Below are 25,557 nucleotides of genomic sequence, written 5' to 3'. Positions count from 1 at the left end.
TCGTCGGCTTTCATACCGCGAAATTAGATGTCGTGACAAATAACGGCTAGACTCGGCGGTGGTCGATGCGTTAGAGGATTTCATATGTCGCGACATATAATGTCTCGGCATGAAAAATCTCACTTCAGGGAGGCCGTCATGGCCCATGTCGAAGACGTTCAGCGCGACGGTCTCAAGCGCTACTATTTCCTGCGGGCCGGCGTGTCGGTCGCCTGGATCATCGCCGCCGTGGCGGTCGGGACCGGCAATCCGCTGATTGGCGGCGTGCTGCTGGTCGCCTATCCGGCCTGGGACGCTCTGGCCAACGCGCTGGACGCGCGGAGCAACGGCGGCTTCGCGGCCAATGGGCCGCAGACCTTCAACCTGATCGTCAGTCTGACGGTGGCCTGCGCCGTGCTGTTCACGCTGCAGGCCCAGCCGCACCGGGTGCTGACCGTGTTCGGCGTCTGGGCGGCGTTCTCGGGCATCCTGCAACTGGTCGCGGGCCTGCGCCGCTGGCGCTCGGTCGGCGGGCAGTGGCCGATGGTGCTGAGCGGGGCGCAGTCGGTGCTGGCGGGCGTGTTCATGATCACGCGGTCGCTCGCCGGCGGCGGTCATCCCCCGGCGCCGGTGGAGATCGCGCCTTATGCGGGGTTCGGGGCGTTTTATTTCCTGGTGGCGGCCATTGCTCTCACCGTGAAGGGGCGCAAGTCAGTCTGATCGCGGGGTTCTTCTCTCCTCCCCCCTTTGGGGGAGGGGGACCGGCGAACGCCGGTGGAGGGGCCAGCGCGGCCGACTCATGACCAGCCCCCTCCGTCACGCCGCGCTTCGCAGGCGCGCCACCTCCCCCAAGAGGGGGAGGAGAGGGCTCTGCCCCGGAGGTTTTAGATGGCGCCTTCCTCTAAGAGGAACGCCTTCAGCGCCTCGCGATCCACGTCCTTGGCCACGAACGCATCCCCGATCCCGCGCACCAGGACGAAGGTCAGTTTCCCGCCCTCGGCCTTCTTGTCCTGGCCGCAGTGGGCGACCAAGGCGTCGGCCGAGAACGGCTCGGCCCGCACATCGGCCATGGTGGTCGGCAGCCCGGCGGCCTTGATCGCCGCTTCCGCGCGGACGGCGTCCTGGCTCGAGCATAGGCCCTGCTTGGCCGAGAACCGGAACGCCTGGGCCATACCGACGCCCACCGCCTCGCCGTGCTTCAGCGCATCGCCAAAGCCCATCTCGGCCTCGATCGCGTGGCCGAAGGTGTGGCCCAGGTTCAGCAGGGCGCGGCGGCCGGCTTCCTTTTCGTCCTCGGCGACGATCTCGGCCTTCATCTGCACCGAGCGGCCGACGGCGCGGACCAGGGCGTCGACGTCGCGGTCCAGCACGGCCCGGACATTGGTCTCCAGCCACTCGAAGAAGGCGAAGTCGCCCAGCAGGCCGTACTTGATGATCTCGGCATAGCCGCAGGCCAGCTCGCGAGCGGGCAGGGTGCACAGCACGTCCAGGTCGGCCAGGACGAGGCGCGGCTGGTGGAAGGCGCCGATCAGGTTCTTGCCGCGCGGCGTGTCGATGGCGGTCTTGCCGCCGACCGAGCTGTCGACCTGGGCCAGCAGGGTGGTCGGGACCTGCACGAAGTCGATGCCGCGCTTGTAGATCGCCGCCGCGAAGCCGGCGAGGTCGCCCACGACGCCGCCGCCGAAGGCCACGATCTGGTCGCCGCGCTCCAGGCCCAGGGCCAGCAGCTGGTCCGACAGATCCTGCAGACCCTCGAAGCTCTTGCTCTCCTCGCCGGGCGGGATGGTGATGACGTCGACCGCGACGCCGGCCTTTTCCAGCGAGACGGCCAGGCGCTCGCCGTGGTGTTCGCCGACGTTCGAGTCGGTGACGATGGCCACGCGCTTGCGTTTGCCCAGGACCGGGGCGATCTGCTCGCCGGCCTTGTCGAGCAGGCCCGGACCGATGACCACGTCATAGGCGCGATCGCCCAGGCCCACGGGAACGGTGCGGATCATGGGCTTAAGCTCCTTACTCGACAGCGGGACGGGCGCGCAGCGCGGCCAGGATGGCCTCGACGGCCACCATGTGCGGCGTGTCGCCCGTCTGGACGTGCACCTGGGCCTCGGCATAGGCGGGGTTGCGGGTCTGCGCCAGCTGGGTCAGCACCTGGACGGGATCCTTGCCCCGCACCAGCGGCCGGTTGTCCTTGCGCGAGACGCGGCGAGCCAGCAGCTCGACATCGGCCTTCAGCCAGACCGAGACGGCCTTTTCGTTGATCAGGGCCCGGGTCTCGGGATTGACGAAAGCCCCGCCGCCGGTGGCCAGCACATGTGGCGGCTCGTCCAGCAGGCGGCCGATCACCCGGCGCTCGCCGTCGCGGAAGGCCGACTCGCCCAGCTCGGCGAAGATCTCGGAGATCGACCGGCCGGCGGCGGCCTCGACCTCGTTGTCGGCGTCGCGGAACGGCAGGTCGAGAACCCCGGCCAGGCGGCGGCCGACGCTGGATTTCCCCACGCCCATCAGCCCCACCAGGACGATGGTCTTCTCGCGCAGCGCGGCCAGATCTTCAGAGGTGAGGGCGTGTTCGGTCATGATGCGGTCGCGGGTTTACACGAGGCTTGGCCAAACCGCCAAGTTTGCGAGAACTCCGTCATGCGTCATAACCGGTCCATGGTCCTTATCATGCGTCTCGCGCTGCTCCTCGCTCTGGGCGTTTCCGCCCCTGTCGCCGCCCAGGAAGAGGTCAAGGTCACCAGCCTGGCCGCGCCCGACTACTTCTCGGCGCCCGCCGCTGACACCGGCCTCCCGGGCGACCTGTGGAAGGACACCGCCCCCGACATCCTGCGCGACGTGATTCCCAAGCTTGGCGGATCCAAGCCCCTGTCGCCGGCCTTCGCCAGCCTGGCCAAGCGGCTGCTGTCGACCGGCGCCAACGGCCCGGCGGGCGTGGGTGACAATGTCGAGATGGGCGCCCAGCGGGCCCTGGCCCTGATCGCCTTGGGCGAGGCCAAGGGCGCCAACACGATCCTGGACCGCGCGACCGGCGCGCCGGGCAGCGCGGCGCTGTCGATGGCCACCGCCGAGGCGGCCCTGATCGCCGGCGACGACGACAAGGCCTGCCGCACCCAGGACGCCCTGACCGTCGATCGCGGCGGCGCCTACTGGCTGCGCCTGCGGGCCTTCTGCCAGCTGAAGGCGGGCCAGACCGATCCCGCTCAGCTGACTTTCCAATTGGCTCAGAACGCCACCAAGGACGCCGACTATGCCCGCCTGATGGGCGCGGCGCTGAGCGGCACGGCCCCCGGCGCGGCCAACCTCAAGAACGGCGTGAACTACGCCCTGTCGCGCCGCCTGAACTTGGACATCCAGTCGGCCGCCGCCATCGCCTCGGCCTCGCCGGCGCTGAAGCCCCTGATCACCACCAGCGGGGACATCTCGGGCGTGTCGTCCGGCGCCGACCTGACCGCGCAGGAAGCCTCGAACCTGGCCTTCCTGCGCCAGGCCAAGACCTTGCCGGCCTTCATCGACGCCGCGCGCGCCGCCTCGGCCTCGATCGCCACCCTGGCGGCGGCGGGAGGGCCGCTGCAGGATCCGGTGCTGATGGCCCGCGCGGCCCTGGCGGCGGGCGATGTCGCCAGCGCCCAGGCCATTCGCGGCCGCCTGACCGGCGACACCATCCCCGGCGCGACCGCCGCCGATCTGGCCACGCTGGACGCCCTGATCGCGGCGGCGTCCGGCAAGGTCGACAACCAGGTGCTGGGCAACCTGATCTCGCGCGGCGTGTCGGGCGGCGCCAAGGCTCAGGCGGCCGCCGTGCTGCTGTCCAGCCTGGGCGGCAGCCTGGATCCCGAGGCCCGCGCCCAGTTCGCAGGCTTCGACCTCGGAAAGCCCGTCGCCTCGCCGGCCCGGATGCAGGTGCTGGAGGACGCAGGCGCGGCCAAGCGCAAGGGCGAGGCGGGCCTTATCGCGCTGTCGATCGCCGTCGACAGCGGCGCGACCGGCCCGATCCCCGCCGACCGCGCCCGTATCGCCCGCGCCCTGAACCACGCCGGCCTGTCCGCCGACGCCCGCGCCATCGTCGTCGAGGGCCTGCTGGGCCTGGCCTTCGTGAAATGAGCACCAAGGGCGCGGGTTGGGTCGACGCGTTCCTCGAGATGATGGCCGTCGAGCGCGCGGCCGCCCGCAACACCCTGACCGCCTATGGCAAGGACCTGGACGACGCCCGGACCTTCCTGGCCGGCAAGGGTTGCGACCTGGACGACGCCGACGCCGAAACGGTCGAGGCCTATTTTCAGGACCTCGCCGCGCGCGGCCTGTCGCCGGCCACCGCCGCCCGCCGGCGCTCGGCCGTGCGCCAGTTCTACCGCTTCGTGCTGGGCGAGACCTGGCGCGCCGACGACCCCTCCAGACGCGTCGCCGCCCCCAAGGCCGGCCGTCCGCTGCCCAAGGTGCTGGAGCGCGAGGAGATCGAGCGCCTGCTGGCCGCCGCGACCCGGAAGGACGGCGCGCAAGGCTTGCGGCTGACCTGCATCATCGAGCTGATCTACGCCTCGGGCCTGCGGATCTCCGAACTGCTGGCCCTGCCGCTGTCGGCCCTGGCGCGCGATCCGGCCTACCTGATCGTCAAGGGCAAGGGCGGCAAGGAGCGGCTGGCGCCTCTGAACGACGCCGCGCGGACGGCGGTGAAGGCCTATCTGACCGAACGGCCATCATTCCTGCCGAAGGGCGCGAAGGACAGCGCCTGGCTGTTCCCCTCGCGCGGCTCGACCGGCCGCCTGACCGCCCGCCGTGTCGCCCAGCTGCTGGAGGACGCCGCCATCGCCGCCGGCGTCGACCGCGAGAAGGTCAGCCCGCACGTCCTGCGCCACGCCTTCGCCACCCACCTGCTGGAAGGCGGCGCCGACCTGCGGGTCATCCAGACCCTGCTGGGCCACGCTGACATCGCCACCACCCAGATCTACACCCACGTGGCCGGCGAGCACCTGGCGCACGTCGTCCAGACCAAGCATCCGCTGGGGCGCAAGAAGCCTTAAGGCGCCGCTCGCGTTGACGCCGGCCCGAAAATGCGTAGGAAACCCCTACAAAGTGTACGGGTTTGCCAATCGGCCGCCCCATCCGGAAGGCTTCACATGTCCGAAGAAACCCGCGACTCCAACGGAACCCTGCTGGCCGACGGCGACACCGTCACCCTGATCAAGGACCTGAAGGTCAAGGGTTCGGGCGGCGTGACCCTCAAGCGCGGCACGGTCGTCAAGAAGATCCGCCTGACCGGCGACCCCGACGAGATCGAGGCCAATGTCGACAAGGTGAAGGGCCTGGTTCTGCGCACCGAGTTCGTGAAGAAGGCCTAGCTTAACCCGTCGGCGCTACTCTGCCCCACGAACAGGCCAGAAGGCCGGTGGGGCAGAAGCCATGATGACGGCGGCGGGGCAGGCGGGACCGATGGTCCTGGCGGCCTATGGCAAGGCGATGGGCGTGACGCCTACGCCGAACAAGGACGAGCCGGCGGCGCCCAAGAGCCCCGAGGCCGAGGCGCTGGATCGCCTGAAGGCTAGCCAGCGCAATGATCGCCGCAACGCCATCGGCGACGCCAAGGGGCGGGCCCGCGAGAAGCTGCAGAAGCTTTTGGAAAAGCTGAAGCTGCTCAAGAAGCTGTATGCCAACGACCCCAAGACGATGGCCAAGGCCCTGGCCGCCGCGGCCAAGGAGCTGCAGGGCGCGGTCAAGGACTACGCCAAGGCCGCCAAGGAGAGCGGCGAGATGTTCAAGGCCGACTTCGCCGCCGCGCCGGACGCCTCGCTGACGCCCGACCAGCAGATGGCGGCCCGCAAGGACCTGGAGGACCAGGCCAAGGGCGAGGCCAGCGCCGACATGGACTTCATCAAGGGCGTGCGCAGCATCGCCAACGCGCTGAAGGACGACCTGACCACGGCCAAGACCAAGGGCATCCTGACCCAGCCGGGCAAGTTCGAGCGCTCGGACGAGGTCAAGGAGGCTGAGGAAGGCATCAAGGACCTCGAGACGATGACCGAGGACCTGGACCAGCAGATCCGCCGCGACATGCCGCCGGGCAGCCTGATGAAGCTGGAAGCCTAAGCGCATCTGATCTACCTTGGGTGGATCGGGGGCCGCCCATGTTGGATCTGATCTGCGATACCGCACCGTTCTGCATCGCCCGCGACTACGCCCCGGCGGCCGAGACCACGGGCATGTTCCGCAAGGTGGATACGGCGGGACGGGCGATCCGCGCCGATGAGCAGGCGGTCCAGCGGCTGGGCGTACGGATCCAGGTCGTCTCCAACGATTTCATCAACACCGTGCCGGCGAAGTTTCTGCGCCAGACCTGCGCGGACGGCGCCTGCGTCGTCTTTCGGATGGCGTGCGATGAGCTGACCTGCTCCTGGCAGGCCGCGCCGACGAAGGCGGGGCCGGTCTTCCTAAAGGAAATCCGCCTGACCGCCACCAGCGCCGAGGGCCTGGCCCAGGCCAAGACCAAGGTGTTCGTGTCGGCTGGCGGGTATCCGATCAGCCTGGCGCAGCTGGACCACAGCCAGCCGGCGCCGGCCGGCGACTATGCCGCGCCGGTTACGGCCGAGGATCAGGCCCGCCGGGCGCCGCGCCGCCCTTGATCGTCCTCACGGCCATGGCCGTCAGCGCCAGCAAGCCGGCCGGCACGATGGCCAGCAGCCAGACCACGATGATCAGCAGCAGTTGCAGCGCCGTGACCACGACCACCAGCGCCCGGTTCTCGGGTCTCCATCGGCGGGAACTGAACGAACGCCACGGCACGGACAGGCCTCGCGGAGCTAGCGGCATGTCGCCGGATCGGCGGCGACATGCCGCCCGCCTCGCAAGACGGGATCGAGCCGGAGCGGGGACGTCGCGGGCGTGCGACGTCCCCGGCCCTTATGCGCCCCACCGCGCGAGCCCTTCGAAGGCCGTTGCTCACCAGCCTTTCGACACAGTCTAGTTGCCGACAGAAGGCGAGCGGAGCAATGTCGGGGGTGTCGCAAGATGTGATGACGTCGTGTGACGCGAGTTCCAGGACGCCTTTTGCTACAAGGGTTTGTGTAGGGATTTGTCTCCGGGTTTGGCCGGAGGACGAGGAAAGGCCGAATGAGCATGGAAGCTGCGTCGACGACGCCGCTGAAGGTCGCCCTGGTCGAGGACGACGCCGCGTTCCAGCAGGCGTTCCGCAACGCCCTGGCCGCCGCGCCGGACCTGTCGATGGTCGGCGTCGCCGCGACCGCCGCCGAGGCGCGCGTCATGCTGGGCGAAGCGCCCTGCGACGTGCTGGTGGTGGACTTGGGCCTGCCTGACGGTTCGGGCGTCGACATCATCGGCGAGGCCCACGGGCGCTGGCCCGGCTGCGCCATCATGGTCGCCACCACCTTCGCCGACGAGCGTCACGTCATCGCCTCGATCGAGGCCGGGGCCAGCGGCTATCTGCTGAAGGACAGCCCGCTGCCGACCATCGCCGAGGACATTCGCGTCCTGCACGCCGGCGGCAGCCCGATCAGCCCGCGCATCGCCCGCCAGGTGCTGATGCGCTTCCGCCCCGACGAGAAGCCCGCCGAGGAGGGTAGCGCCGACGCCGAGGCGGCCGAGAAGTCGGGCATACCCAGCCTGTCCGAACGCGAGAAGGAAACGCTGCAGCTGATCACCCGCGGCTTCTCGTTCGAGGAGATCGCCGAGCTGATGGGCGTGTCGCGCAACACGGTGCTGACCTTCGTGCGCCGCATCTACGCCAAGCTGGAGGTGCGCTCGAAGACCGAGGCGGTGTTCGAGGCCCGCGCCTATGGCCTCCTCTAGGCTGGCGCTGACGCAGCACCGCTGGTTTCCGTGGGTGGCCTGGGTCCTGGCGGGCCTGGTCGCCCTGGGCGTGGCCTTCGTCATCGAGTCGCGATCCGGCGGCCATCGCCTGACCGCCGCGCGGATGACCACGAGCGACACCACCGGCTACCAGCTGCCGCCGGCGACCAGCCCTGAGAGCCTGCGGACCAGCGGCCGGGCGGTGACCATGCCGCACGCGCCGGCGCCGGTGTTCGCACCCACGGCCGAGACCTCGCCGCAGAAGATCGCCACCCGCGTCACCTGGTACTCGCTTAGCGTCCCGCCGCTGCCGGACGACGGCCGCCAGCTCTATCTCTACATCCCGCGCTGGAAGTCGGACGGCTCGCTGGCGGTCTATGCCGATGGCCATCTGATCCACCAGTCGCACGCCAACCTGCAATGGAACGGCTCCAACGAGCCCCTGCTGATCAAGGTCCCGCGCACCGACGTCTCGCATCCGCCCCACAGGCTGGACATCCGCATGCAGCACGTGCGCGGCATCGGCGGGGCGTTCTCGTCGGTCTGGATCGGGACCTACCGCCAGCTGGCCCCGCGTTACACCATCCGCGAGATCCTGCAGGTGCAGCTGACCTCGTTCTCGTCCTTCGCCTTCCTGGCGACGGGGGTGTTCGCCTTCTTCGTCTGGCTGACCCGGCGCAACGAGCCGATCTACCTGCTGTATTTCCTGACCTCGGCGCTGGTCTTCCTGCGGATGCTGCACACCTTCGTCGGGGTGCACCCGCTGATCATTTCCGACGCCTGGTTCGGCTGGCTCACCGTCGCCTCGCCCTACTGGATGATCGTGGTGCTGCATCTGTTCGTGGCCGAGCTGCACGGCAAGCGCCAGCCCTGGCTGACCGGCGCGGCCCTGCTGGTCAGCATCGTCTCGACCATCGCCACCCTGCCAGGCCTGATCGATCCCACGCTGATGTCGGCGCCGGTCTATGTGAACCTGCTGATCCTGGGGGTGGTGGTGGCCTTCAACGGCGTACGCCAGTCGGTCCGGTTCAAGTCGCGCGACGCCATGCTTCTGTCGATCTGGTGCCTGATCACGGTGGTGTCGGGCATCTACGACCTGGGCCTGCAACAGAACCTGATCAGCATCGAGAGCGTGTTCGTCAGCAACTTCACGGGCGTCGGGTTCACCCTGCTGTTCTGGTACATCATGTTCGGCCGCTACATCGAGGCGCTGGAGACGGCGACCCAGGCCAAGGCCGATCTGGCCCGGCGCCTCGCCCAGCGCGAGGCCGAGCTGACCGCCAGCCACGCCAAGCTGCGCGAGGTCGAGCGCCGCGAGCTCTTGCACCAGGAACGCCAGCGGCTGATGCAGGACATGCACGACGGCCTGGGCTCGACCCTGGTCGGCGCCCTGCGCGCCTTCGAGGGCGGCAAGACCGCCGAACTGGACACCGTTGGCATCCTGCGCGGCTGCATCGACGACCTGAAGCTGACCATCGACTCCATGGAGCCGGTCGAGACCGACCTGCTGCTATTGCTGGCCACCCTGCGCTTCCGCCTGCAACCGCGCCTGGAGGCGGCCGGGGTCAAGCTGGTCTGGGACGCCGGCGAGGTCCCGCCGCTGGAGTGGCTGGACCAGCGCCACGCCCTGCACATCCTGCGGATCATGCAGGAAGCCATAGCGAACGTGCTCAAGCACAGCGGCGCCAAGACCCTGACGGTCTCGGTGCGAGCCGAGGGCGACCAGGTGCTGGTGCGGGTGCAGGACGACGGCCGGGGCTTCGAACCAGCCGGCTTACCCGCTGGCGGCCGGGGCCTGGCCAACCAGCTCAGCCGCGCCGAGGCCATCGGCGGGGCCATCCGCTGGGAAGAAACCCAGCGCGGCAGCAGCCTGGCGTTGGCGCTGCCTGTCAGCAAGGTCCGTAGACCTCTCTCCTAACCCGACCATCCCCGCGAAAGCGGGGACCCAAGCTGACCTTCAGGACGTAGCGCTGCTGCGGCTCATCTGCTGACTCGGCTTGGGTCCCCGCTTTCGCGGGGATGATCGGTGGTGAGGGTGTGGGGTGTGGGGGTGGATCTAGGCCTTCCCCTCAAACGCCGCCTGGATCGCCGCGACGTCGATCTTCTTCATGCCCATCATCGCCTGGAAGGCGCGGCCGGCGGCTTCGCGGTCGCTGCTGGTGGTGGCTTCGATCAGCTGGCGCGGCGTGACCTGCCACGACAGGCCGAAGCGGTCCTTCAGCCAGCCGCACTGACTTTCCTGCCCGCCGTCGGCGGTCAGGGCGTTCCAGTAGTGGTCGACCTCGGCCTGGCCATCGCAGTCGATGACGAACGAGAAGGCCTCGTCCAGCTTGAAGGTGGGCCCAGCGTTCAGGGCGGTGACCTTCTGGCCGTCGATCTCGAAGACCACGGTCATCACCTTGCCGGGCTTGCCGCCGCCGGGGGCTTCGCCGGGATAGTAGTCGACGCTGGTGATCTTCGAGTTGGGGAACAGCGAGACGTACAGCTTGGCGGCGTCCTCGGCCTGGTTGTCGAACCATAGGAACGGGGTGATCTTGGGCATGGCGTCCTCCATTGTCTGAGCCAAGGACGGTGGGGGCGCCGGCGTTCCGACACGGGCGAAAAAGAAAATCTCGCCGCGTCGATTGACTGTCGGAGGCGGACTATTGCCCGATCCTCCAGAACCGCGCGGTGGGCCCTGGCCTGCACGCGCGCGACGCCCATCTCCCAGCAGCCGGCGGCAGGGACCGCCGCGCCATTCCGGACAAGGAGCATCCCCATGAAGACGCGCAAACTCGGCGACGGCCTGGAAGTGTCGGCCATCGGCCTCGGCTGCATGGGCATGGGCCAGGTCTACGGCACGGCGCTGGAGACCGGTGACGCCCACAAGCTGCTGGCCCAGGCGGTCGAGCGCGGCGTGACCTTCTTCGACACCGCCGAGGTCTATGGCCCCTATCTGAACGAGGTCCTGGTCGGCGGCGGCCTGAAGCCCTTCCGCGACAAGGTGGTGATCGCCACCAAGTTCGGCTTCGACATCGCGCCGGAAGGCGCGGGCGAGGGCTTCTCGCGCATGCGCGGCGTCAACAGCCGCCCCGAGCACATCCGGGCGGTGGTCGAGGCCTCGTTGCAACGCCTGGGCGTCGAGGTCATTGACCTGCTGTATCAGCACCGCGTCGATCCGAACGTGCCGATCGAGGACGTGGCCGGGACGGTCAAGGACCTGATCGCCGAGGGCAAGGTCAAGCATTTCGGCCTCTCGGAAGCCGGCGCGGCCACCATCCGCAAGGCCCACGCCGTCCAGCCCGTCGCGGCCCTGCAGAGCGAATACTCGTTGTGGTTCCGCGAGCTGGAGGCAGAGATCATCCCGACCCTGCGCGAGCTGGGCATCGGCCTGGTGCCCTACAGCCCGCTGGGGCGCGGCTTCCTGACCGGGGCCTTCAAGGATGCGCCCGTGGCCCAGAACGACTTCCGTCGCGGCCTGCCGCGCTTCCAGGGCGAGGCCTTCGCCAAGAACCTGTCGCTGGTCGACGCCCTGACCGCCATCGCGGCTGAGAAGGGCATTACCCCGGCCCAGCTGGCCCTGGCCTGGATCCTGACGCAGGGCGAGGACATCGCGCCGATCCCGGGCACGACCAAGCTGGCGCGGCTGGAGGAGAACATCCGCGCCGTGGACGTGGTGCTGACCGCTGAGGACCTGGCCGCCATCGCGGCGGCGGTGCCGGAGACGGGCATCGAGGGTGAGCGTTATGCGCCGGCCGGGCTGGCGATGGTGGGGCGCTGACTCGCTTCTCCCTCTCCCCTTGCGGGAGAGGGGGGCCCGCGCCAGCGGGTCGGGTGAGGGGTTGAAAGACAGAACCGCCGCGACAGCCTCACCGCCGTCGCGGCGGTTTTCGTTTGCGCGACCCCTCATCCGGCGCTTCGCGCCACCTTCTCCCGCAAGGGGAGAAGGGAACATAGCTCGAGCCCGCCGCATTCCCCGGTCATGCTCGAACTGATCCTCGACCTCTGCAACATCCTGGGCGGCTTCCTGCTCGCCATCGGCCTGCTGACGCTGCTGCCGCGCGCTGGTGACGACCTGGGTCGGTTCGCTGAGCGCCTGGCGCCGTTTCGCTGGATCGTCGGCGTCGCGGCGCTGGTGTGTGGCGGCTACTTCCTGATCGTCCACCTGACCAGCGGACCCAAGGTCTTCCACTTCGAGGTCGTAGGGATCGTCGTCGGGGTGCTGCTGCTGTGGGACCGCCTGCGGGCCGGGCGCGCCTTGCCGGCCAGCGGGTCCAGCGGGCCAGGCCTGGTGCTGGCGGTGTTCGGCGTCATCGCCATGATCGTTGGCCTGCAAGGGATCCTCACGCCCGACTGACTGGCGCCCCGGAACTCCTCGGGATTGGCGCCTCACACAGTCATTTCCTGCCTCCCATCTGCATTCTGCTGACAGGTTTTGGTCGTCGATCCGCAAGTTTCGGGCGGAGCCGCGTCGCCGTGCGGCCTAAGGCGCAAAGACGTCTTTCCGGGGAGGATTCATGTACTCGACCATTCGCGCCGCCGTGATGGCTGCCGCCTGCGCCGCCGCAACGCCCGCCTTCGCCACCGTCGAGGCCCCGGAGCGTCAGAGCCCGGACGACGCCTGGTGGACCGGGCCGTTGCTGGCCTCCGGCGCCTCGACCCTGCCGAAGGGCCACATCCTGTTCGAGCCCTATCTGTACGGCGCCAAGCCGTACGGCAGCTTCGACGCCAGCGGCAAGCGCAGGAGCGCGCCCGACGCCGACAATATCGGCTCATCGGCCTACATGCTGTACGGCGTCACCGACGCCCTGACGGCGGGCTTCATCCCGCACCTGGGCTACAGGCGCGCCGGCGGGGGCTGGAGCCAGGGGCTGGGCATCGGCGACCTGACCGCCCAGGCCCAGTACCGCCTGATGCAGTACGAGGAAGGCAAGCGGCCGACCGTCTCGCTGATGCTGCAGGAGAACCTGCCGATTGGCCGCCACGACCGGCTGGACGACCGGCCCAATGACGGCTTCGGCAGCGGGGCCTACGCCACGACCGTGGGTCTCAATTCGCAGTACGTCTGGTGGGCCCCGAACGGCCGCATCGTCCGCACACGCCTGAACGCCCAGTACACGCGCTCGGACAATACGCGGGTGCGGGGCGCCAGCGTCTACGGCACGCCCAAGGGCTTCGCGGGCAAGGCCCAGCCGGGCGACAGCGTCCTGGTCGACCTGGCCTTCGAGTACAGCATCACCCGCAACTGGGTGGCGGCCTTGGACCTGGGCTGGCAGCGCGACGCCTCGACGAAGGTCACCGGCATGCTGCGCGGTTCGGCCTTCGAGCGGCGCTACCCCGTCAGCAAGGCGCTGATCCTGGCCCCGGCGGTGGAGTACAACTTCAACAGCCGCGTCGGGGTGATCGTCGGCGCCCGGATCGTCCCGGCCGGCCGCAACACCACGGCCTCGGTAACGCCCGCCATCGCCTTCAACTACGTGCGCTGAGGCGGCTCGCGTCCTGCGAAAACTAAAACGGTCAGTACCACTTTCGCGACATCCGGTCGCTATGGAGGATGATGGCCATATAGTGGCGTTATCTTTTATCTCAATGAAATAAAACAATAAATTGTGGCGTGCGGCGTGCGAATAGAAACGCCCCGCGCACCCCTATGCGACATATTGGACTTTGTCTGTGGTCGCACATCCGGCCCATGCTCGCCTTGCAGTTGCCGAGTGGGGGCATGAACATGAAACGAGTACTGGTCGTCGAGAGCCAACCGCTGATGCGCGCGGCCATCGTCCGTCTGCTGGAAACCGCCTGGCCCAAGGCCAGCATCGTCGAGGCCGGTGATTTGGCCGGAGTCGACGCGGCCTGCCGCGCGGGGCATGTCGGCTTGGTGATCCTGGAGCCGGCCCTGCCGGACGCAACGGGCCTGGGGGCCCTGGTCGCCATCCAGCGCCGCCTGCCGGACGCGCCGGTGGTCGTCTACACCGCCCGCCGCGATGACCAGGTGATCAGCTCCAGCAACGCCCTGGGCGCGGCCGGCTATGTCCACAAGTCCGCCCAGATCGACGAGCTTCTATCGGTGCTGCAAGCCGCCGCCGCCGGGGCGCGGTCGTTCCCGTCGCTGAACGGCGCCGTCACCGCCGATCAGGAGATCGCCGCCATGCGCAAGCGTCTCTCCTCGCTGACCGCCACCCAGATGAAGGTGCTGATGAGCGTCGCCGACGGCCGCCTGAACAAGCAGGTGGCCGCCGACCTGCACGTCTCGGAAGCCGCCATCAAGGCCCACCTGACGGGCATCTTCCGCAAGCTGGGCGTTCACAACCGCACCCAGGCCATGCTGGCCCTGCAGCCGGTGCTGGGCGGCCACGCGATGGCCGCTTAAAGCGCTTCGCCGTCCCGTCCGAACCGCGCCCGCAGGGTCTTCACCGCTTCGCGCGCGATTTCCGCGGCATTGCGCGGTCCCGGATCGTCGGTGCCGTTCAGGATGCCCAGGACCAGGGTCTCGTGCTTCAGCATGCCCAGCAGCTGGCGCGAGGCCATCTCGGCCACGCCATGGGTGAAGCGGCCCTCCCTCGCCAGCCGCTCGAACAGCGCGACCGCCGACTGGTGCGCCTTCAGCCGGCTATGAGAGTCGAAGAAGGCCAGGGCGTCAGGGAACTTTCGCCCCTGCTCACCCATGATGCGGAATAGGGCGCGCAGTTCCGGGTCGTTCAGTCGGCCCATGATGGCCAGGGCCAGCTTCTCGATCGGATCGCCATCCGGCGCATGCAGCGCCTCCAGCAGCTCGACCTCGATATTGCCGGCCACCTTTTTGACGACCGCGCGGAATAGGTCATCCTTACTGGGAAAATAGGCGTAGACGGTCGCCGTGGAGACGCCGGCCGCCGTGGCGATGGCGCTCATCTTGGCCTGATCCAGGCCTTGCGCCAGCACGATACGGCTGGCCGCGTCGATGATCGACTGTAGCTTCTTCCGGCCTGCCAGCCCCCTAGGCTGTCTCAGCATGCCGTCCTCCAAAACGCTCGCTAACTGATTGAGTCGGAACTCGTCGTGAACGCTATAGGCGTGAGCATGGCGCACGAATTACATTTGTTGAAGTGTCGGATAACGCACATTGGGGAGGCCTTGATCCGATGCGTGTCATCCGGACACACTGCGCGCCATGGAAGGCAACCCGCTCCGCACGCTCGATTCCTTTGAACTCCTGAAGCTGGGCAAGGCGTCGGTGACCGTCGGCGGGCTGGCGGCGGGCAGCCTGATCGTGGTGGCGGCGATCTTCGCCGCGCGACTGACCTCGGCGGGCCTGCGCCGGCTGCGCGAGAAGGCGGCGGGTAACGCCGCCTCGCTGTACATCGTCGAGAAGGTCGCCACCTACGGCCTGGTGGTCATCGGCATCGTGGCGGGCCTGTCGACCATGGGCGTCGACCTGACCTCGCTGACGGTCTTCGCCGGCGCCCTGGGCGTGGGTGTCGGTCTGGGCCTGCAGGGGATCATCAAGGACTTCGCGTCCGGGGTCAGCCTGGTGTTCGAGCGGCTGGTGGCGGTGGGCGACTTCGTCGAGCTGCCCAATGGCGGCCGGGGCGTGGTGCACGAGATCGGCCCGCGCGCGACGCGGATCCGCACCAATGACAGCACCGACATCATCGTCCCCAACTCGGTGCTGGTGAACGACCAGGTCATCAACTGGACCCTGCGCAACACCAACCGCCGCCTGCGGGTGCCGTTCGTCACCGCCTTCGGGGCCGACAAGGAGAAGGTGCGCGAGGCGGTGCTGAAGGCCGCCAAGGCCGCGCCCTACACCTCGCCCGACGACGCCACCCGCCGCGCGCAAGTGTGGCTGGTCGGCTATGGCGAGAGCAGCCTGAAGTTCGAGCTGGTGGTCTGGCCGACGGTCGAGGCCGTGCGCCGTCCGGCGGCGATCTTCGCGGCCTATACCTGGCTGATCGACGACGCCCTGCGCGGGGCCGGCATCGAGATCCCGTACCCGCAGCGCGACGTGCGTCTGCGCGGTCTGTTCGGCGAGGAGGGCGAAGACGCCCTGACCAGCCTGCGCCTGGAGCCCGCCGCCCGCCGCCGCAAGGCCGCCAAGGCGGTGAAACCCGGCTCCAGCAACGACGCGGCCCAGGATCTGGAGCGCGAGGATCCCGACGAGATGCCGCCGCCTGTCGCCAAGCCGCCGCCGGCGAAGCCTTGACCTGGTTGCGGCGTCGCCGCAGTCTTCTCGCAACTGCGAAAAGAACAATCGGGGAGTAGGCGGATGAAGACGCCGCGCGGCTTTTTCAAACCCCTGGCCATCGGCGCGCCCGAGCCCTATCGCGAGCTGCCGGCCCGCGTGGAGCGGATGATCCACTTCGTGCCGCCGCACCTGGAGAAGGTGCGCGCCAAGGTCCCCGAGATCGCCCCGACCGTCGACGTCATCCTGGCCAACCTGGAGGACGCCATCCCCGCCGACGCCAAGGGCGCGGCCCTGGCCGGCCTGGTCGCCATGTCGCGCGAGGTCGACTTCAAGGCGCTGGGCGTCGGCTTCTGGGCGCGGATCAACTGCCTGAACTCGCCCTGGCACCTGGATGAGGTGTCGACCATCGTCGAGAAGGCTGGCGACAAGCTCGACGTGATCATGGTTCCCAAGGTCGAGGGGCCATGGGACATCATGTACATGGACCAGCTGCTGGCCTCGCTGGAGGCCAAGCACGGCGTCACGCGGCCGATCCTGCTGCACGCCATCCTGGAGACGGCCGAGGGCGTGATGAACGTCGAGGCCATCGCCGCGGCCAGCCCGCGCATGCAGGGGATTTCGCTGGGTCCGGCGGACCTGGCGGCCAGCCGAGCGATGAAGACCACCCGCGTGGGCGGCGGTCATCCCGGCTACCGCGTGGTTGAAGATCCGCATGCGGATGGTTCACCGCGCGTCTCGGTGCAGCAGGACCTATGGCACTACACCTTCGCCAAGATGGTCGACGCCTGCGCGGCGCATGGGATCAAGCCGTTCTACGGTCCGTTCGGGGCGATCGATGACCCCGTGGCCTGCGAGCAGCAGTTCCGCAATGCGTTCCTGATGGGGTGCGCGGGCGCCTGGAGCCTGCACCCCAGCCAGATCGACATCGCCAAGAAGGTCTTCAGTCCGGACCCGGCCGAGGTCGCCTTCGCGCGACGGATCCTGGAGGCGATGCCGGACGGCACGGGCGTGGCCATGATCGACGGGAAGATGCAGGACGACGCCACCTGGAAGCAGGCCAAGGTGATGGTCGATTGCGCGCGGCAGATCGCGGGGAAGGATGCGGAGTACGCGGGGCTGTACGGGTTCTAGTCTTACTTGCCCCCTCCGCGCTGCGCGCTCCTCCCCCGGAGGGGGAAGAAGGATCGGCGCGCACCTTCCGCCCCCTCCGGGGGCGGACGACCGCGAAGCGGTCAGGTGGGGGCAAGTGGCCTAGTCAGCGCCCCCCACCGTCGTCACCACCCGCGCCCCGTTCGTCAGCAGCTTATGGATGGGGCACTTCTCGGCGATCTCGAACAGGCGCTCCATCTGTTCCTCATTGAGGTTGCCCTCGATGGTGATGACGCGCTCGAAGCGTTCGTGCGGGGTCACGTCGGCGTCGAAGTGCGAGAACACCTCGACATGCATGGCCGAGATTTCCCAGTTCTTGCGGTTGGCGTAGAGGCGCAGGGTCTGGCTGGTGCAGGCCGCCAGGCCCGCGGCGACCAGCTCGTGCGGATCGGGACCCAGGTCCAGCCCGCCCTGAGCCACCGAGATGTCGGCGACGATGGTCGAGGGGCCGGCCGTGACGAAGGTTTGCAGGACGCCCGTGCCGGTGTCGGTGGCGGTGGCGAACGGGCGGGTAGCGGCTTCGGTCATGGGAGGTCCTCGAAACAGGTAAGGCGGATCTTCCTACCGCAACCGTCACGCTCGCGCTTGCACGATCGGCGTCAAGACGAACTCTGGTTCGTGGTCCGGCCCCAGGGTGATCGAGGCGCGGGGAATGACCGGCCGGTCGCTGGCCATCGCCACCTCGAACCGCTCGAGCAGGCTGGCCAGCACGATCTGGGCTTCGGCCAGGGCGAAGCCGGCCCCAATGCAGACGCGGGGACCCGCCCCGAACGGCATGAAGGCCTCGATCCCCCAGGGATGGGCCTGGTCTAGGAAGCGCTCGGGCCGGAAGGCGGTGGGGGCGTCCCACAGCTTGCGGTGCCGGTGCATGACCCACGGGCTGATGGTGATCTGGCAGCCGGGAACGACCGGGCAGTCCAGCACCTCGTCCGCCTCCTGGGCCTGCCGGGCGATCATCGGGGCGGTGGGATAGAGCCGCAGGGTCTCGAACAGCACCGAGCGCAGCAGGGGCCAAACCTTCAGGTCGTCCAGGCTGGCGACCCGCTCGGACGGAAAGGCCGCGACCTCGGCCCGGACGCGGCTCTGCGTCACGGGATCCAGCGCCAGCAGATAGGTCGCCCAGAACAGCAGGCGCGAGGTGGTCTCGAAGCCGGCGGCCAGCATCGAGCTGCACTGGTCGCGGATCTCCTGATCGGGCAGGGGCCGGTCGTCCTCGTCGCGGGCGGCCAGCAGGCGGTCCAGCATGTCGAGGACTTCGGGGTGCGGATTGCGCCGCCGCTCCTCGATCAGGGCGTCGACCGCCTTGAACCAGCGCGCCCCCATCCGCCGTCGCTCGCCGTCCAGGAAGGTCAGGTCGTCGGCGCCCTTGGCCATGAAGTCGAAGAGGTTGAAGTGCGCCGGCCCTTCCATGTAGCGGCGAGCCAGGTCGGCGAGGATCGCGCCTTCCGCGTCGGCGCGGCGTGAGAACAGGGCCCGTAGCACGGCGTCCAGGGTGGCGTGGTGGAAGGTCTGGGCCAGGTTGGCGCGATCCTTCCCGGCCAGCGCGTCGGTCAGTCCAGCGCCGGCGGCGATGAAGTGGGGCAGCAGGCCGCCGGTCGCGGCGGGGGTGAAGACCGGGGCCAGGCTCCTGCGCTGGCGCCGCCAGGTCTCGCCCTCGGACATCAGCACGCCCTCGCCGACCAGGGGCTTTAGCGAGCGGGCGGCCTTCACCGGCCGGGCGTATTTCGGCGAGCTCAGCACGCGGCGCACGCTGGCGGGGTCGTTCAGGAACAGGCCCGGCTGGCCCATGAACATGTAAGGCGCGGCGAGGCTCTCATAATCTTCCTCGCAATAGGCCCCGATCAGGCTGCGGCCCATCTCCAGGGCCACGCGCAGTTGGCCCAGCGGCGTGACGCCGAGAGGACGTGGATGGACCTTGGGAGCAGGAGGAATAAGCGGCGCGGTGAGGACTGTGGTGTCCATGGAGCTGCGGCCTTCCGGAAAGCTGGACCCGTTTTGGATCCCATCCGGACGTGAAGCCTAAGCGCGCTCAGGTTGCGGCGCAATAATTCATCGCGCCTTGAAATTACTTAAGCAGCGAGAACCAGAGGCGAGACATCGAACACGCGCTGCGATCCGCGCCAGACTTCCACGAAGTCACAGCGGTGGTGCATGTCCAGCAACTCGTAAGCTCTCGCACGCGCGGCCGAGTCATCAGCGCAGGGCGTGACGTCAAAACGCGGGACCGAGCCGTCAGACTCGACACAGAAAAAGGTGAACACCTGCATGGGAACTGTGCGCTCTCATCAGGCGGGTCCGCGCACATTCGATGGCGGGGCCGCAGGGGCGCAAGTCGTCTTCCGCGACCTGCTACAAAACAACGTAGGACTCTTTGTCGCGATTCACCAGGGGAGAGAGTCTCAATTCGAGACTCACCTGTGAACCGCACCTTCGAGCCTGTGGATAGAATCCGGCGGATTCGAGTCGGTTCCCTGCCGGAATCTCGCCTCTTTCCCTTGAGGGATTCCGCCACTAGGTTCGCACCCTTTCATCAACGGCGACGTTTAAGAGTCCATGGCCGCCCATTATCTCGATTTCGAACGCCCAATCGCTGACCTGGAAAGCAAAATCGAAGAGCTGTCCCGGCTCTCCGAGACGGCTGGGCCGGGCGCGTTCGACGCCGAGATCCAGGCCCTGCGCGATCGCGCTCAGGACCTCCGCAAGGAAGCCTACGCCAATCTGGACGCCTGGCAGAAGACCATGGTCGCCCGGCACCCCCAGCGGCCCCATCTGCGCGATTATGTCGCAGGCCTGATCGACGAGTTCGTCGAGCTGCGCGGCGACCGCAAGTTCGCCGACGACCAGGCCATCGTCGGGGGCCTGGGCCGCTTCCGCGGTCAGCCCGTCGTTGTCATGGGCCACGAGAAGGGCCACGATACGACGACGCGCCTGAAGCACAACTTCGGCATGGCCCGCCCCGAGGGCTACCGTAAGGCCGTCCGCCTGATGGACATGGCCGAGCGCTTCAGCCTGCCGGTCATCACCTTCGTGGATACCGCCGGCGCCTATCCGGGCCTGGGCGCCGAGGAGCGGGGCCAGGCCGAGGCCATCGCCCGCTCGACAGAAAGGTGTCTGACGCTGGGTGTGCCGATGGTCGCCACCATCGTCGGCGAAGGCGGCAGCGGCGGCGCGATCGCCCTGGCCGGCGCCAACCGCGTGCTGATCCTGGAGCACTCGATCTATTCGGTGATCTCGCCGGAAGGCGCGGCCTCGATCCTGTGGCGCGACGGCGCCCGGGCCAAGGACGCGGCGACCAACATGCGCATCACCGCCCAGGACCTGATCAAGCTGGGCATCGTCGACCGCATCATCGAAGAGCCCGCCGGCGGCGCGCACTCCGATACCGAGACGGCCATCCAGGCCGTCGGCGACGCGGTCGAGGACGAGCTGAAGGGCATGGCCGCCATGAGCGCCGAGGCGCTGCGCAAGCAGCGCGCCGAGCGCTTCTACGCCATCGGCCGCGCCGGCCTGCAGTAAATTTCTGGTGGCGGACGTCACGTCCGCCGCGCCTGCCTCGTCTTGTCTCTGAAGGGCCGCTTCCGGCCCCAAGGAGATGAGACCATGGGCGACACCGCCGCCTTCCGCCACGATCAGAACGTTCCCGAGGTCTACAAGGCCTTCTTCGCCGCCGAGATGGCGGTGCGCGCCGCGGGCATCCCCAGCGGCCTCAAGCACCTGATCTATCTGCGCGTCTCGCAGCTGAATGACTGCGCCTACTGCGTGAAGATGCACAGCCACGAGGCCCGCGAGGACGGCGAGACCAATGCGCGCCTGGACCGCCTGGTCGTCTGGCGCCACGTCGAGGACTTCACCGCCGCCGAAAAGGCCGCCCTGGCCTGGGCCGAGGCCCTGACCAAGCTGCCCCAGCCGGAAGGCTTCGCCCCGCTGCGGGCCGCCCTGCGCGAGCACTGGACCGACCAGCAGGCCAGCGCCCTGACGGTCATCGTCGCCCAGATCAACCTCTGGAATCGCCTGGGCGTCTCGAGTCACTAGCTGAGCCGGCGAGGCGCGGGCTAGGGTGGCGCTCCCAAGGTGGAGCTTGTCCCGATGATCCGCGCCCTCGCTGTCGCCGCCCTGCTGCTGGCCGCGCCTGCCGCTCAAGCGCAGGGCCAACGCCCGCTCACGCCGATGGAGCGCTGCGATCGCGCCGGCGGCCCGACCATCGAGATCATGAGCTGCGTCGCGACCTATGCCGATAAGCAGGACGTCCGCCTGAACCGCGCCTACCAGGCGGCGATGGGGCGTCTGAAGACGTCTCGCGAGAAAATCCTCCTGCGCAACGCCCAGCGGGCCTGGATCCGGGACCGCGACGCCGAGTGCCGAGCCTATCTGGACGAGCGGGAGTACGGCCGCCAGGGCGGCATCGAGGCCCAGGCCTGCGTCCTCGACTGGACCGAGGCCCGCGCCGACGAACTGGAGCGCATGGCCCGCCCGCGCCGACCGCGATAGGCCTCTTGCCTGACCTAGGGGCCGCTCCCGCATAGTCCTCCCAAAACCAGAGGGAGGCATGCGGCCATGGCCATCAAGACCCGTTTCACCGAGCTGTTCGGCGTCGAGCACCCGATCGCCCAGGGCGGCATGCAGTGGGTCGGCAAGGCCGAGCTGGTCAGCGCCGTCGCCAATGCCGGGGCGCTGGGCTTCCTGACCGCCCTGACCCAGCCCACGCCCGAGGCGCTCTCCCAGGAGATCGCCCGCTGCCGCGAGATGACCGACAAGCCGTTCGGCGTGAACCTGACCATCCTGCCGGCCATGAAGCCGCCGCCCTATGCCGAGTACCGCGCCGCGATCATCGAGAGCGGGATCAAGATCGTCGAGACCGCCGGCTACAAGCCCCAGGAGCATGTCGACGACCTCAAGGCCCACGGGGTCAAGGTGATCCACAAATGCACCGCCGTCCGCCACGCCCTCAGCGCCGAGCGGATGGGCGTCGACGCCATCTCGATCGACGGCTTCGAGTGCGCCGGCCATCCGGGCGAGGACGACATTCCCGGCCTGATCCTGATCCCGGTCGCCGCCCAGAAGGTGAAGATCCCGATGATCGCCTCGGGCGGCTTCGGCGACGCCCGCGGCCTGGTCGCGGCCCTGGCCCTGGGCGCCGACGGCGTCAACATGGGCACCCGCTTCTGCGCCACGGTCGAGGCCCCGATCCACCAGAATTTCAAAGAGCAGATGGTGGCCAATGACGAGCGCGCCACCGACCTGATCTTCCGCACCCTGCACAACACCGCCCGCGTGGCGAAAAACGCCGTCAGCCAGCAGGTGGTCGCCATCGAGCGGGCCGGCGGCGCCAAGTTCGAGGACGTCGCCGACCTGGTGAAGGGCGTGCGCGGCCGCGAAGGCCTCGAGACGGGCGACACGGACCACGGCATCTGGAGCGCCGGCATGGTCCAGGGCCTGATCCACGACGTGCCGACCGTGAAGGACCTGGTCGATCGCATCGTGGCCGAGGCCGAGGACCTGATCCGCCAACGGCTGGCGGGGATGGTGGCCTAAAGGCCACGCCGCCGCCGCTTCACGCGGTGGTCGCCCGCTGAAGGGATCGATGGAAAGGGACGCGGAGCGCCGGACAGCGTCCGGAGCAAGGTGGAGAAGTACCGTTTCGACGAAGCCAGACGCTCCGCGCGGTCGTTTTCCGGAAGCGTGACGGTCCGACGCTGTTTGCGCCTCACCGCCCTTGAAGCCTCCGACGGGCGGGCTAGGCCGCGAAGCCTGGTCCCTGATGTCCGGGTTTCCCCGAACCTGTCGCGCCCTTCGGCCTGCATCCACCGTCGTTTCTGTGTTCCAGGGCCGACCGCCGTAGGATGGTGCAGTTGCGGCTGTTACCCCGCACCGACGAGCGCGCCCGCTCGATCGCCCCTCGCCGCCGCAATCGGTCGCTGGCCATCGCGCCCTTTCCCCGCGACGAGGTGGATAGACTGTACGGCAGGTTTTGGGGCCGGGGACGCGAGGGCGTGGACGCTCGTGCCTTACCCGCACCCTCTCTCTGAGAGAGAGGGAGGGGCCCATGCGAAGCATGGGAGGGTGAGAGGTTACACCGCCCACCGAATAATCCTGAAAACTCAGCGAGATGTGCCAACCCGGACGGGGCTTCGCCTACCCTCTCACCCTCCCACGCCTGACGGCGCGGGCCCCTCCCTCTCTCCATGAGAGAGGGATCCAACACCCGTCCCCGTCGAAGATCAGCCCGCTAGAGCTTCACCCGGAAGTGGAACGCATCCACCGCCAGCCCCTCGCGGAAATAGAACGCATGCGCCCGTTCGCGGACGACGTTGGAGATCAGCTCCAGATGCCCGCACCCCTGTCGCCGCGCTTCGTCCTTCAGCCAGTCCAGCAGCGCCTTGCCGTGGCCTTTCGAGCGCGCGTCCGGGTCCGAGACCAGGTCGTCGACGCTCAGGAACCGGCCGCAATACAGCATGTCCAGGACCCGCCACGCGGCCACGGCGCGCACTTGGCCGTCTTCGACGACGGCGGTGAGCCGGAAACCGTCCGAGGCCATCAGCCCCCGGATCCGCGCGGCATAGGTCTCGCGGTTCAGGGCGGGGCGCAGGTGGTGCATGACGTCGAAGGTCGCGAGGATCTCGGCGTCGGTGGCGGGGTGGAGGAGGGTGGTCATGCCATTTTGGTATCCCTTCTCCCCTTGCGGGAGAAGGTGGCGGCGAAGCCGACGGATGAGGGGTTAGGGGCGATCAAAATTCAACGAACGGCGTCGCGTAAACGAATCGTTGAAGGTTGAAATAGAATCGAACGATCTAAGAACCACTAGGAATGGTGTCCGATAGGCTTCCTGGTCCCCAACATATTGCGCTGGTGCCCGCCTTGACTCCCCGTGACGGTAGAGTCATCCCTTGTGGTACAGGATCCCGAAAACGGCGAGACCGCCGGGCGGCAACCCGACGGTCTCTTACGATCGAGGTCCCCTTGCAAACCAATTGACTTGGGGGTGCAGGGAAGTCGCCGTGACACCCAGGAGAAGACTCCTGGAGGCTCGCTTTGTCAACCCTCAAGTCGTTCTAGGCCTTACGCAACAAGGGTTTGCGAAGGTTGAAGGAATGGCAATATGTCGAGCTACTACGTTAACAAGAATGCTCAGTCGAACGGTGATCACGAGGTCCACAAGTCGGACTGCTCGTATCTGCCGAGCGCGCAAAATCTTCAGTATGTTGGTGAGCACTATGGCTGTGCGAGCGCGGTGGTAGCGGCGAAGGCCTACTATCCGCAATCGAATGGTTGCTACTGGTGCTCGCCGTCCTGCCACACGAGCTAGGTGGGGCTCAGTTCCCCTCTAGGTCCTTACGGCAAGTGCGCCTCTCTCCTCTCTGGGGAGAGGCGTTTCCTTTCATCTCACGGCGAGACGGTCGCTGACCTGAACGGGTTGCTCAAGGACGGCGCGCAGCGCCGCCGCGTGGCGGCCGCCCGGAGGGCGGTCCTTGACCAACCCGTTCAGGTCAGCACGCTGCAGCCTTCGAGAGATGTAAGGTGGGTGCCGACCTTGGAGGTCGGCTTTCGACCTTTATAGACATTCGCGCCAAAGCCGGCGCTCGCAACCTCCACCTAACGTGGTTCACGGGCGCGCATGTATGGCTTAGCTTGCTAAAATGACGACGCCCACGCCTCCGGTTAAAGCTCAAGCAGCGATTGTTTCGAAGGCCCCGTTGCCGACGACGCTCACCGCTGTGCAGCCTATCAAAGTCATCGTCGAGAAATTACCCGATGATAAGCACGACTATGCAGCTGATTTCGTCACGGGTGGGATCGGTCTCATTGGCGCATTGGTCGGTGCTTACGTCGGCGCGAAGGTCGCAGCCGCTGTTACTCGCAAACAAAAGAGCGATGATGAGCGAGAGCGCGATGACATCGCGATGGTCTCACTCTTCCGAGTAGTCAATAAATCCTACACTTTCACCAGTGGTTACGTTGGTGATGCAGATGTGGCGATGACGCTTCACAAAGAAGGAAAGGCGCAGTTCGTCTCTGCGGCGTTGCAAGGTTATGCGAATTATCCCAGTAGGATAAATATTTCCGGAGACGAACTTTACAGGGCTAAACGCGTAGGGGGTTACGAATTTTCAAATATGATCATCGATCTCGATGACCGCTTCAATTCACTTATTGAAATGCTAACAATGTACCGTGCGTTACGGACCCAAGCGATGTCATTGCTAAAGGTGGAGAGCAACGAAGGGACAGCTGTAGTAGGATCGGCTGACAAAGATAAAGAGGCTTTGGTGAAGGCCGAATTCACTTCCCTCGATGCAATGATAAGTCAGTCTCGAGAAATTGCTGATGAACTACGCGTGGATAGTTATCACGCGATGATTAAGTGTGTTGAGTCCATCGTCGACTATTTCGATCGTGATCAGAAGATTGAAATGCCGGGGCTGGACGGTAAGCCGCAAGTTATTGAGCTAAAATCAACGCCAAAAAAAGTAGGGCTGAATAATCCGTAGTCGCAA

The 25,557-nt window shown here is 67.6% G+C and carries 28 protein-coding genes; 19 read left to right on the top strand and 9 right to left on the bottom strand.

The window, feature by feature from the left end:
• Positions 1 to 138: 138 nt before the first annotated feature.
• The gene (locus J7528_RS04000) at positions 139 to 699 is read left to right on the top strand and encodes a DUF308 domain-containing protein (RefSeq protein WP_291871577.1); all 561 of its coding nucleotides are present in this window, start codon (positions 139 to 141) and stop codon (positions 697 to 699) included.
• A 164-nt stretch (positions 700 to 863) separates the two neighbouring features.
• Here the strand turns inward: J7528_RS04000 and aroB are convergent, their stop codons facing one another.
• Together aroB and J7528_RS03990 are read right to left on the bottom strand one after the other, a co-directional pair.
• Complete coding sequence (gene aroB, locus J7528_RS03995) at positions 864 to 1,976, bottom strand: 3-dehydroquinate synthase (RefSeq protein WP_291871575.1); 1,113 nt, start codon at positions 1,974 to 1,976, stop codon at positions 864 to 866.
• Positions 1,977 to 1,989: 13 nt separating this feature from the next.
• Positions 1,990 to 2,553 (bottom strand): shikimate kinase, encoded by a 564-nt coding sequence (locus J7528_RS03990; RefSeq protein ID WP_291871573.1) that lies wholly within the window; start codon positions 2,551 to 2,553, stop codon positions 1,990 to 1,992.
• Positions 2,554 to 2,613: 60 nt separating this feature from the next.
• On the opposite strand from J7528_RS03990, the gene J7528_RS03985 reads away from it, so the two are divergent.
• The 5 genes from J7528_RS03985 to J7528_RS03965 all read left to right on the top strand — a co-directional run bounded on the left by J7528_RS03985 (position 2,614) and on the right by J7528_RS03965 (position 6,590).
• On the top strand, positions 2,614 to 4,077 hold the full coding sequence (locus J7528_RS03985) for a hypothetical protein (protein WP_291871571.1): 1,464 nt from the start codon (positions 2,614 to 2,616) through the stop codon (positions 4,075 to 4,077).
• Entirely contained in the window at positions 4,074 to 4,994 is a 921-nt protein-coding gene (locus J7528_RS03980) for a tyrosine recombinase (RefSeq protein WP_291871569.1), read from the top strand. The genes J7528_RS03985 and J7528_RS03980 overlap by 4 nt, the downstream gene beginning before the upstream one ends.
• A gap of 96 nt (positions 4,995 to 5,090) precedes the next feature.
• Positions 5,091 to 5,312 (top strand): alkylphosphonate utilization protein, encoded by a 222-nt coding sequence (locus J7528_RS03975; protein ID WP_291871567.1) that lies wholly within the window; start codon positions 5,091 to 5,093, stop codon positions 5,310 to 5,312.
• A 61-nt stretch (positions 5,313 to 5,373) separates the two neighbouring features.
• The gene (locus J7528_RS03970; RefSeq protein ID WP_291871565.1) at positions 5,374 to 6,057 is read left to right on the top strand and encodes a hypothetical protein; all 684 of its coding nucleotides are present in this window, start codon (positions 5,374 to 5,376) and stop codon (positions 6,055 to 6,057) included.
• Between the two features lie 38 nt (positions 6,058 to 6,095).
• The gene (locus J7528_RS03965) at positions 6,096 to 6,590 is read left to right on the top strand and encodes a hypothetical protein (protein WP_291871563.1); all 495 of its coding nucleotides are present in this window, start codon (positions 6,096 to 6,098) and stop codon (positions 6,588 to 6,590) included.
• Here the strand turns inward: J7528_RS03965 and J7528_RS03960 are convergent.
• Positions 6,547 to 6,750, bottom strand: a complete 204-nt coding sequence (locus J7528_RS03960; RefSeq protein ID WP_291871561.1) for a hypothetical protein — start codon at positions 6,748 to 6,750, stop codon at positions 6,547 to 6,549. The two genes, J7528_RS03965 and J7528_RS03960, sit on opposite strands and share 44 nt — an antisense overlap.
• Before the next feature lie 327 nt (positions 6,751 to 7,077).
• Here J7528_RS03960 and J7528_RS03955 point away from each other — a divergent pair, with 327 nt between their 5' ends.
• The gene (locus J7528_RS03955) at positions 7,078 to 7,773 is read left to right on the top strand and encodes a response regulator transcription factor (protein ID WP_291871560.1); all 696 of its coding nucleotides are present in this window, start codon (positions 7,078 to 7,080) and stop codon (positions 7,771 to 7,773) included.
• Positions 7,760 to 9,691: an ATP-binding protein gene (locus J7528_RS03950; RefSeq protein ID WP_291871558.1), complete on the top strand. Its 1,932-nt coding sequence runs from the start codon at positions 7,760 to 7,762 to the stop codon at positions 9,689 to 9,691. The genes J7528_RS03955 and J7528_RS03950 overlap by 14 nt, the downstream gene beginning before the upstream one ends.
• 138 nt (positions 9,692 to 9,829) lie before the next feature.
• Here the strand turns inward: J7528_RS03950 and J7528_RS03945 are convergent, their stop codons facing one another.
• A complete protein-coding gene (locus J7528_RS03945; RefSeq protein WP_291871556.1) occupies positions 9,830 to 10,315 on the bottom strand; it encodes a VOC family protein in 486 nt (161 codons plus the stop codon).
• A gap of 216 nt (positions 10,316 to 10,531) precedes the next feature.
• On the opposite strand from J7528_RS03945, the gene J7528_RS03940 reads away from it, so the two are divergent.
• The 4 genes from J7528_RS03940 to J7528_RS03925 all read left to right on the top strand — a co-directional run bounded on the left by J7528_RS03940 (position 10,532) and on the right by J7528_RS03925 (position 14,122).
• Complete coding sequence (locus J7528_RS03940; protein ID WP_291871554.1) at positions 10,532 to 11,533, top strand: aldo/keto reductase; 1,002 nt, start codon at positions 10,532 to 10,534, stop codon at positions 11,531 to 11,533.
• A 201-nt stretch (positions 11,534 to 11,734) separates the two neighbouring features.
• A complete protein-coding gene (locus tag J7528_RS03935) occupies positions 11,735 to 12,109 on the top strand; it encodes a hypothetical protein (protein WP_291871552.1) in 375 nt (124 codons plus the stop codon).
• 160 nt (positions 12,110 to 12,269) lie between these two features.
• Positions 12,270 to 13,238, top strand: a complete 969-nt coding sequence (locus J7528_RS03930) for a transporter (protein WP_291871550.1) — start codon at positions 12,270 to 12,272, stop codon at positions 13,236 to 13,238.
• 242 nt (positions 13,239 to 13,480) lie between these two features.
• Positions 13,481 to 14,122: a response regulator transcription factor gene (locus J7528_RS03925; RefSeq protein WP_291871549.1), complete on the top strand. Its 642-nt coding sequence runs from the start codon at positions 13,481 to 13,483 to the stop codon at positions 14,120 to 14,122.
• On the opposite strand, the gene J7528_RS03920 is transcribed toward J7528_RS03925, so the two are convergent.
• Positions 14,119 to 14,745 (bottom strand): TetR/AcrR family transcriptional regulator, encoded by a 627-nt coding sequence (locus J7528_RS03920; RefSeq protein ID WP_291871547.1) that lies wholly within the window; start codon positions 14,743 to 14,745, stop codon positions 14,119 to 14,121. The genes J7528_RS03925 and J7528_RS03920 overlap by 4 nt on opposite strands.
• A gap of 157 nt (positions 14,746 to 14,902) precedes the next feature.
• On the opposite strand from J7528_RS03920, the gene J7528_RS03915 reads away from it, so the two are divergent.
• Positions 14,903 to 15,934, top strand: coding sequence for a mechanosensitive ion channel domain-containing protein (locus J7528_RS03915; RefSeq protein WP_291871545.1), 1,032 nt, complete (start codon positions 14,903 to 14,905; stop codon positions 15,932 to 15,934).
• Between the two features lie 63 nt (positions 15,935 to 15,997).
• The gene (locus J7528_RS03910; protein ID WP_291871543.1) at positions 15,998 to 17,047 is read left to right on the top strand and encodes a CoA ester lyase; all 1,050 of its coding nucleotides are present in this window, start codon (positions 15,998 to 16,000) and stop codon (positions 17,045 to 17,047) included.
• Positions 17,048 to 17,167: 120 nt separating this feature from the next.
• Here the strand turns inward: J7528_RS03910 and J7528_RS03905 are convergent, their stop codons facing one another.
• From J7528_RS03905 to J7528_RS03895, 3 genes are all read right to left on the bottom strand, one after another.
• Positions 17,168 to 17,593, bottom strand: coding sequence for an OsmC family protein (locus J7528_RS03905; protein ID WP_291871541.1), 426 nt, complete (start codon positions 17,591 to 17,593; stop codon positions 17,168 to 17,170).
• A gap of 45 nt (positions 17,594 to 17,638) precedes the next feature.
• Entirely contained in the window at positions 17,639 to 19,027 is a 1,389-nt protein-coding gene (locus J7528_RS03900) for a cytochrome P450 (RefSeq protein WP_291871539.1), read from the bottom strand.
• A gap of 107 nt (positions 19,028 to 19,134) precedes the next feature.
• Positions 19,135 to 19,332: a hypothetical protein gene (locus J7528_RS03895; RefSeq protein WP_291871537.1), complete on the bottom strand. Its 198-nt coding sequence runs from the start codon at positions 19,330 to 19,332 to the stop codon at positions 19,135 to 19,137.
• Positions 19,333 to 19,618: 286 nt separating this feature from the next.
• Between J7528_RS03895 and J7528_RS03890 the strand changes: the two genes are divergently transcribed.
• From J7528_RS03890 to J7528_RS03875, 4 genes are all read left to right on the top strand, one after another.
• Positions 19,619 to 20,581 (top strand): acetyl-CoA carboxylase carboxyltransferase subunit alpha, encoded by a 963-nt coding sequence (locus J7528_RS03890; RefSeq protein WP_291871535.1) that lies wholly within the window; start codon positions 19,619 to 19,621, stop codon positions 20,579 to 20,581.
• 84 nt (positions 20,582 to 20,665) lie between these two features.
• Entirely contained in the window at positions 20,666 to 21,097 is a 432-nt protein-coding gene (locus tag J7528_RS03885; protein WP_291871533.1) for a carboxymuconolactone decarboxylase family protein, read from the top strand.
• A 54-nt stretch (positions 21,098 to 21,151) separates the two neighbouring features.
• Positions 21,152 to 21,553, top strand: coding sequence for a lysozyme inhibitor LprI family protein (locus J7528_RS03880; RefSeq protein WP_291871531.1), 402 nt, complete (start codon positions 21,152 to 21,154; stop codon positions 21,551 to 21,553).
• 66 nt (positions 21,554 to 21,619) lie between these two features.
• Positions 21,620 to 22,597 (top strand): nitronate monooxygenase family protein, encoded by a 978-nt coding sequence (locus tag J7528_RS03875; protein ID WP_291871529.1) that lies wholly within the window; start codon positions 21,620 to 21,622, stop codon positions 22,595 to 22,597.
• Positions 22,598 to 23,291: 694 nt separating this feature from the next.
• Here the strand turns inward: J7528_RS03875 and J7528_RS03870 are convergent.
• Complete coding sequence (locus tag J7528_RS03870; protein ID WP_291871527.1) at positions 23,292 to 23,717, bottom strand: GNAT family N-acetyltransferase; 426 nt, start codon at positions 23,715 to 23,717, stop codon at positions 23,292 to 23,294.
• Positions 23,718 to 24,699: 982 nt separating this feature from the next.
• Here J7528_RS03870 and J7528_RS03865 point away from each other — a divergent pair.
• A complete protein-coding gene (locus J7528_RS03865; protein WP_291871525.1) occupies positions 24,700 to 25,551 on the top strand; it encodes a hypothetical protein in 852 nt (283 codons plus the stop codon).
• Positions 25,552 to 25,557 lie beyond the last annotated feature (6 nt).

It is taken from the genome of Caulobacter sp. (assembly GCF_017744445.1).
Lineage (GTDB): Bacteria > Pseudomonadota > Alphaproteobacteria > Caulobacterales > Caulobacteraceae > Caulobacter.
Note: the sequence above shows the minus strand (reverse complement) of the source record. Positions and strands in the feature narration are given on the sequence as shown.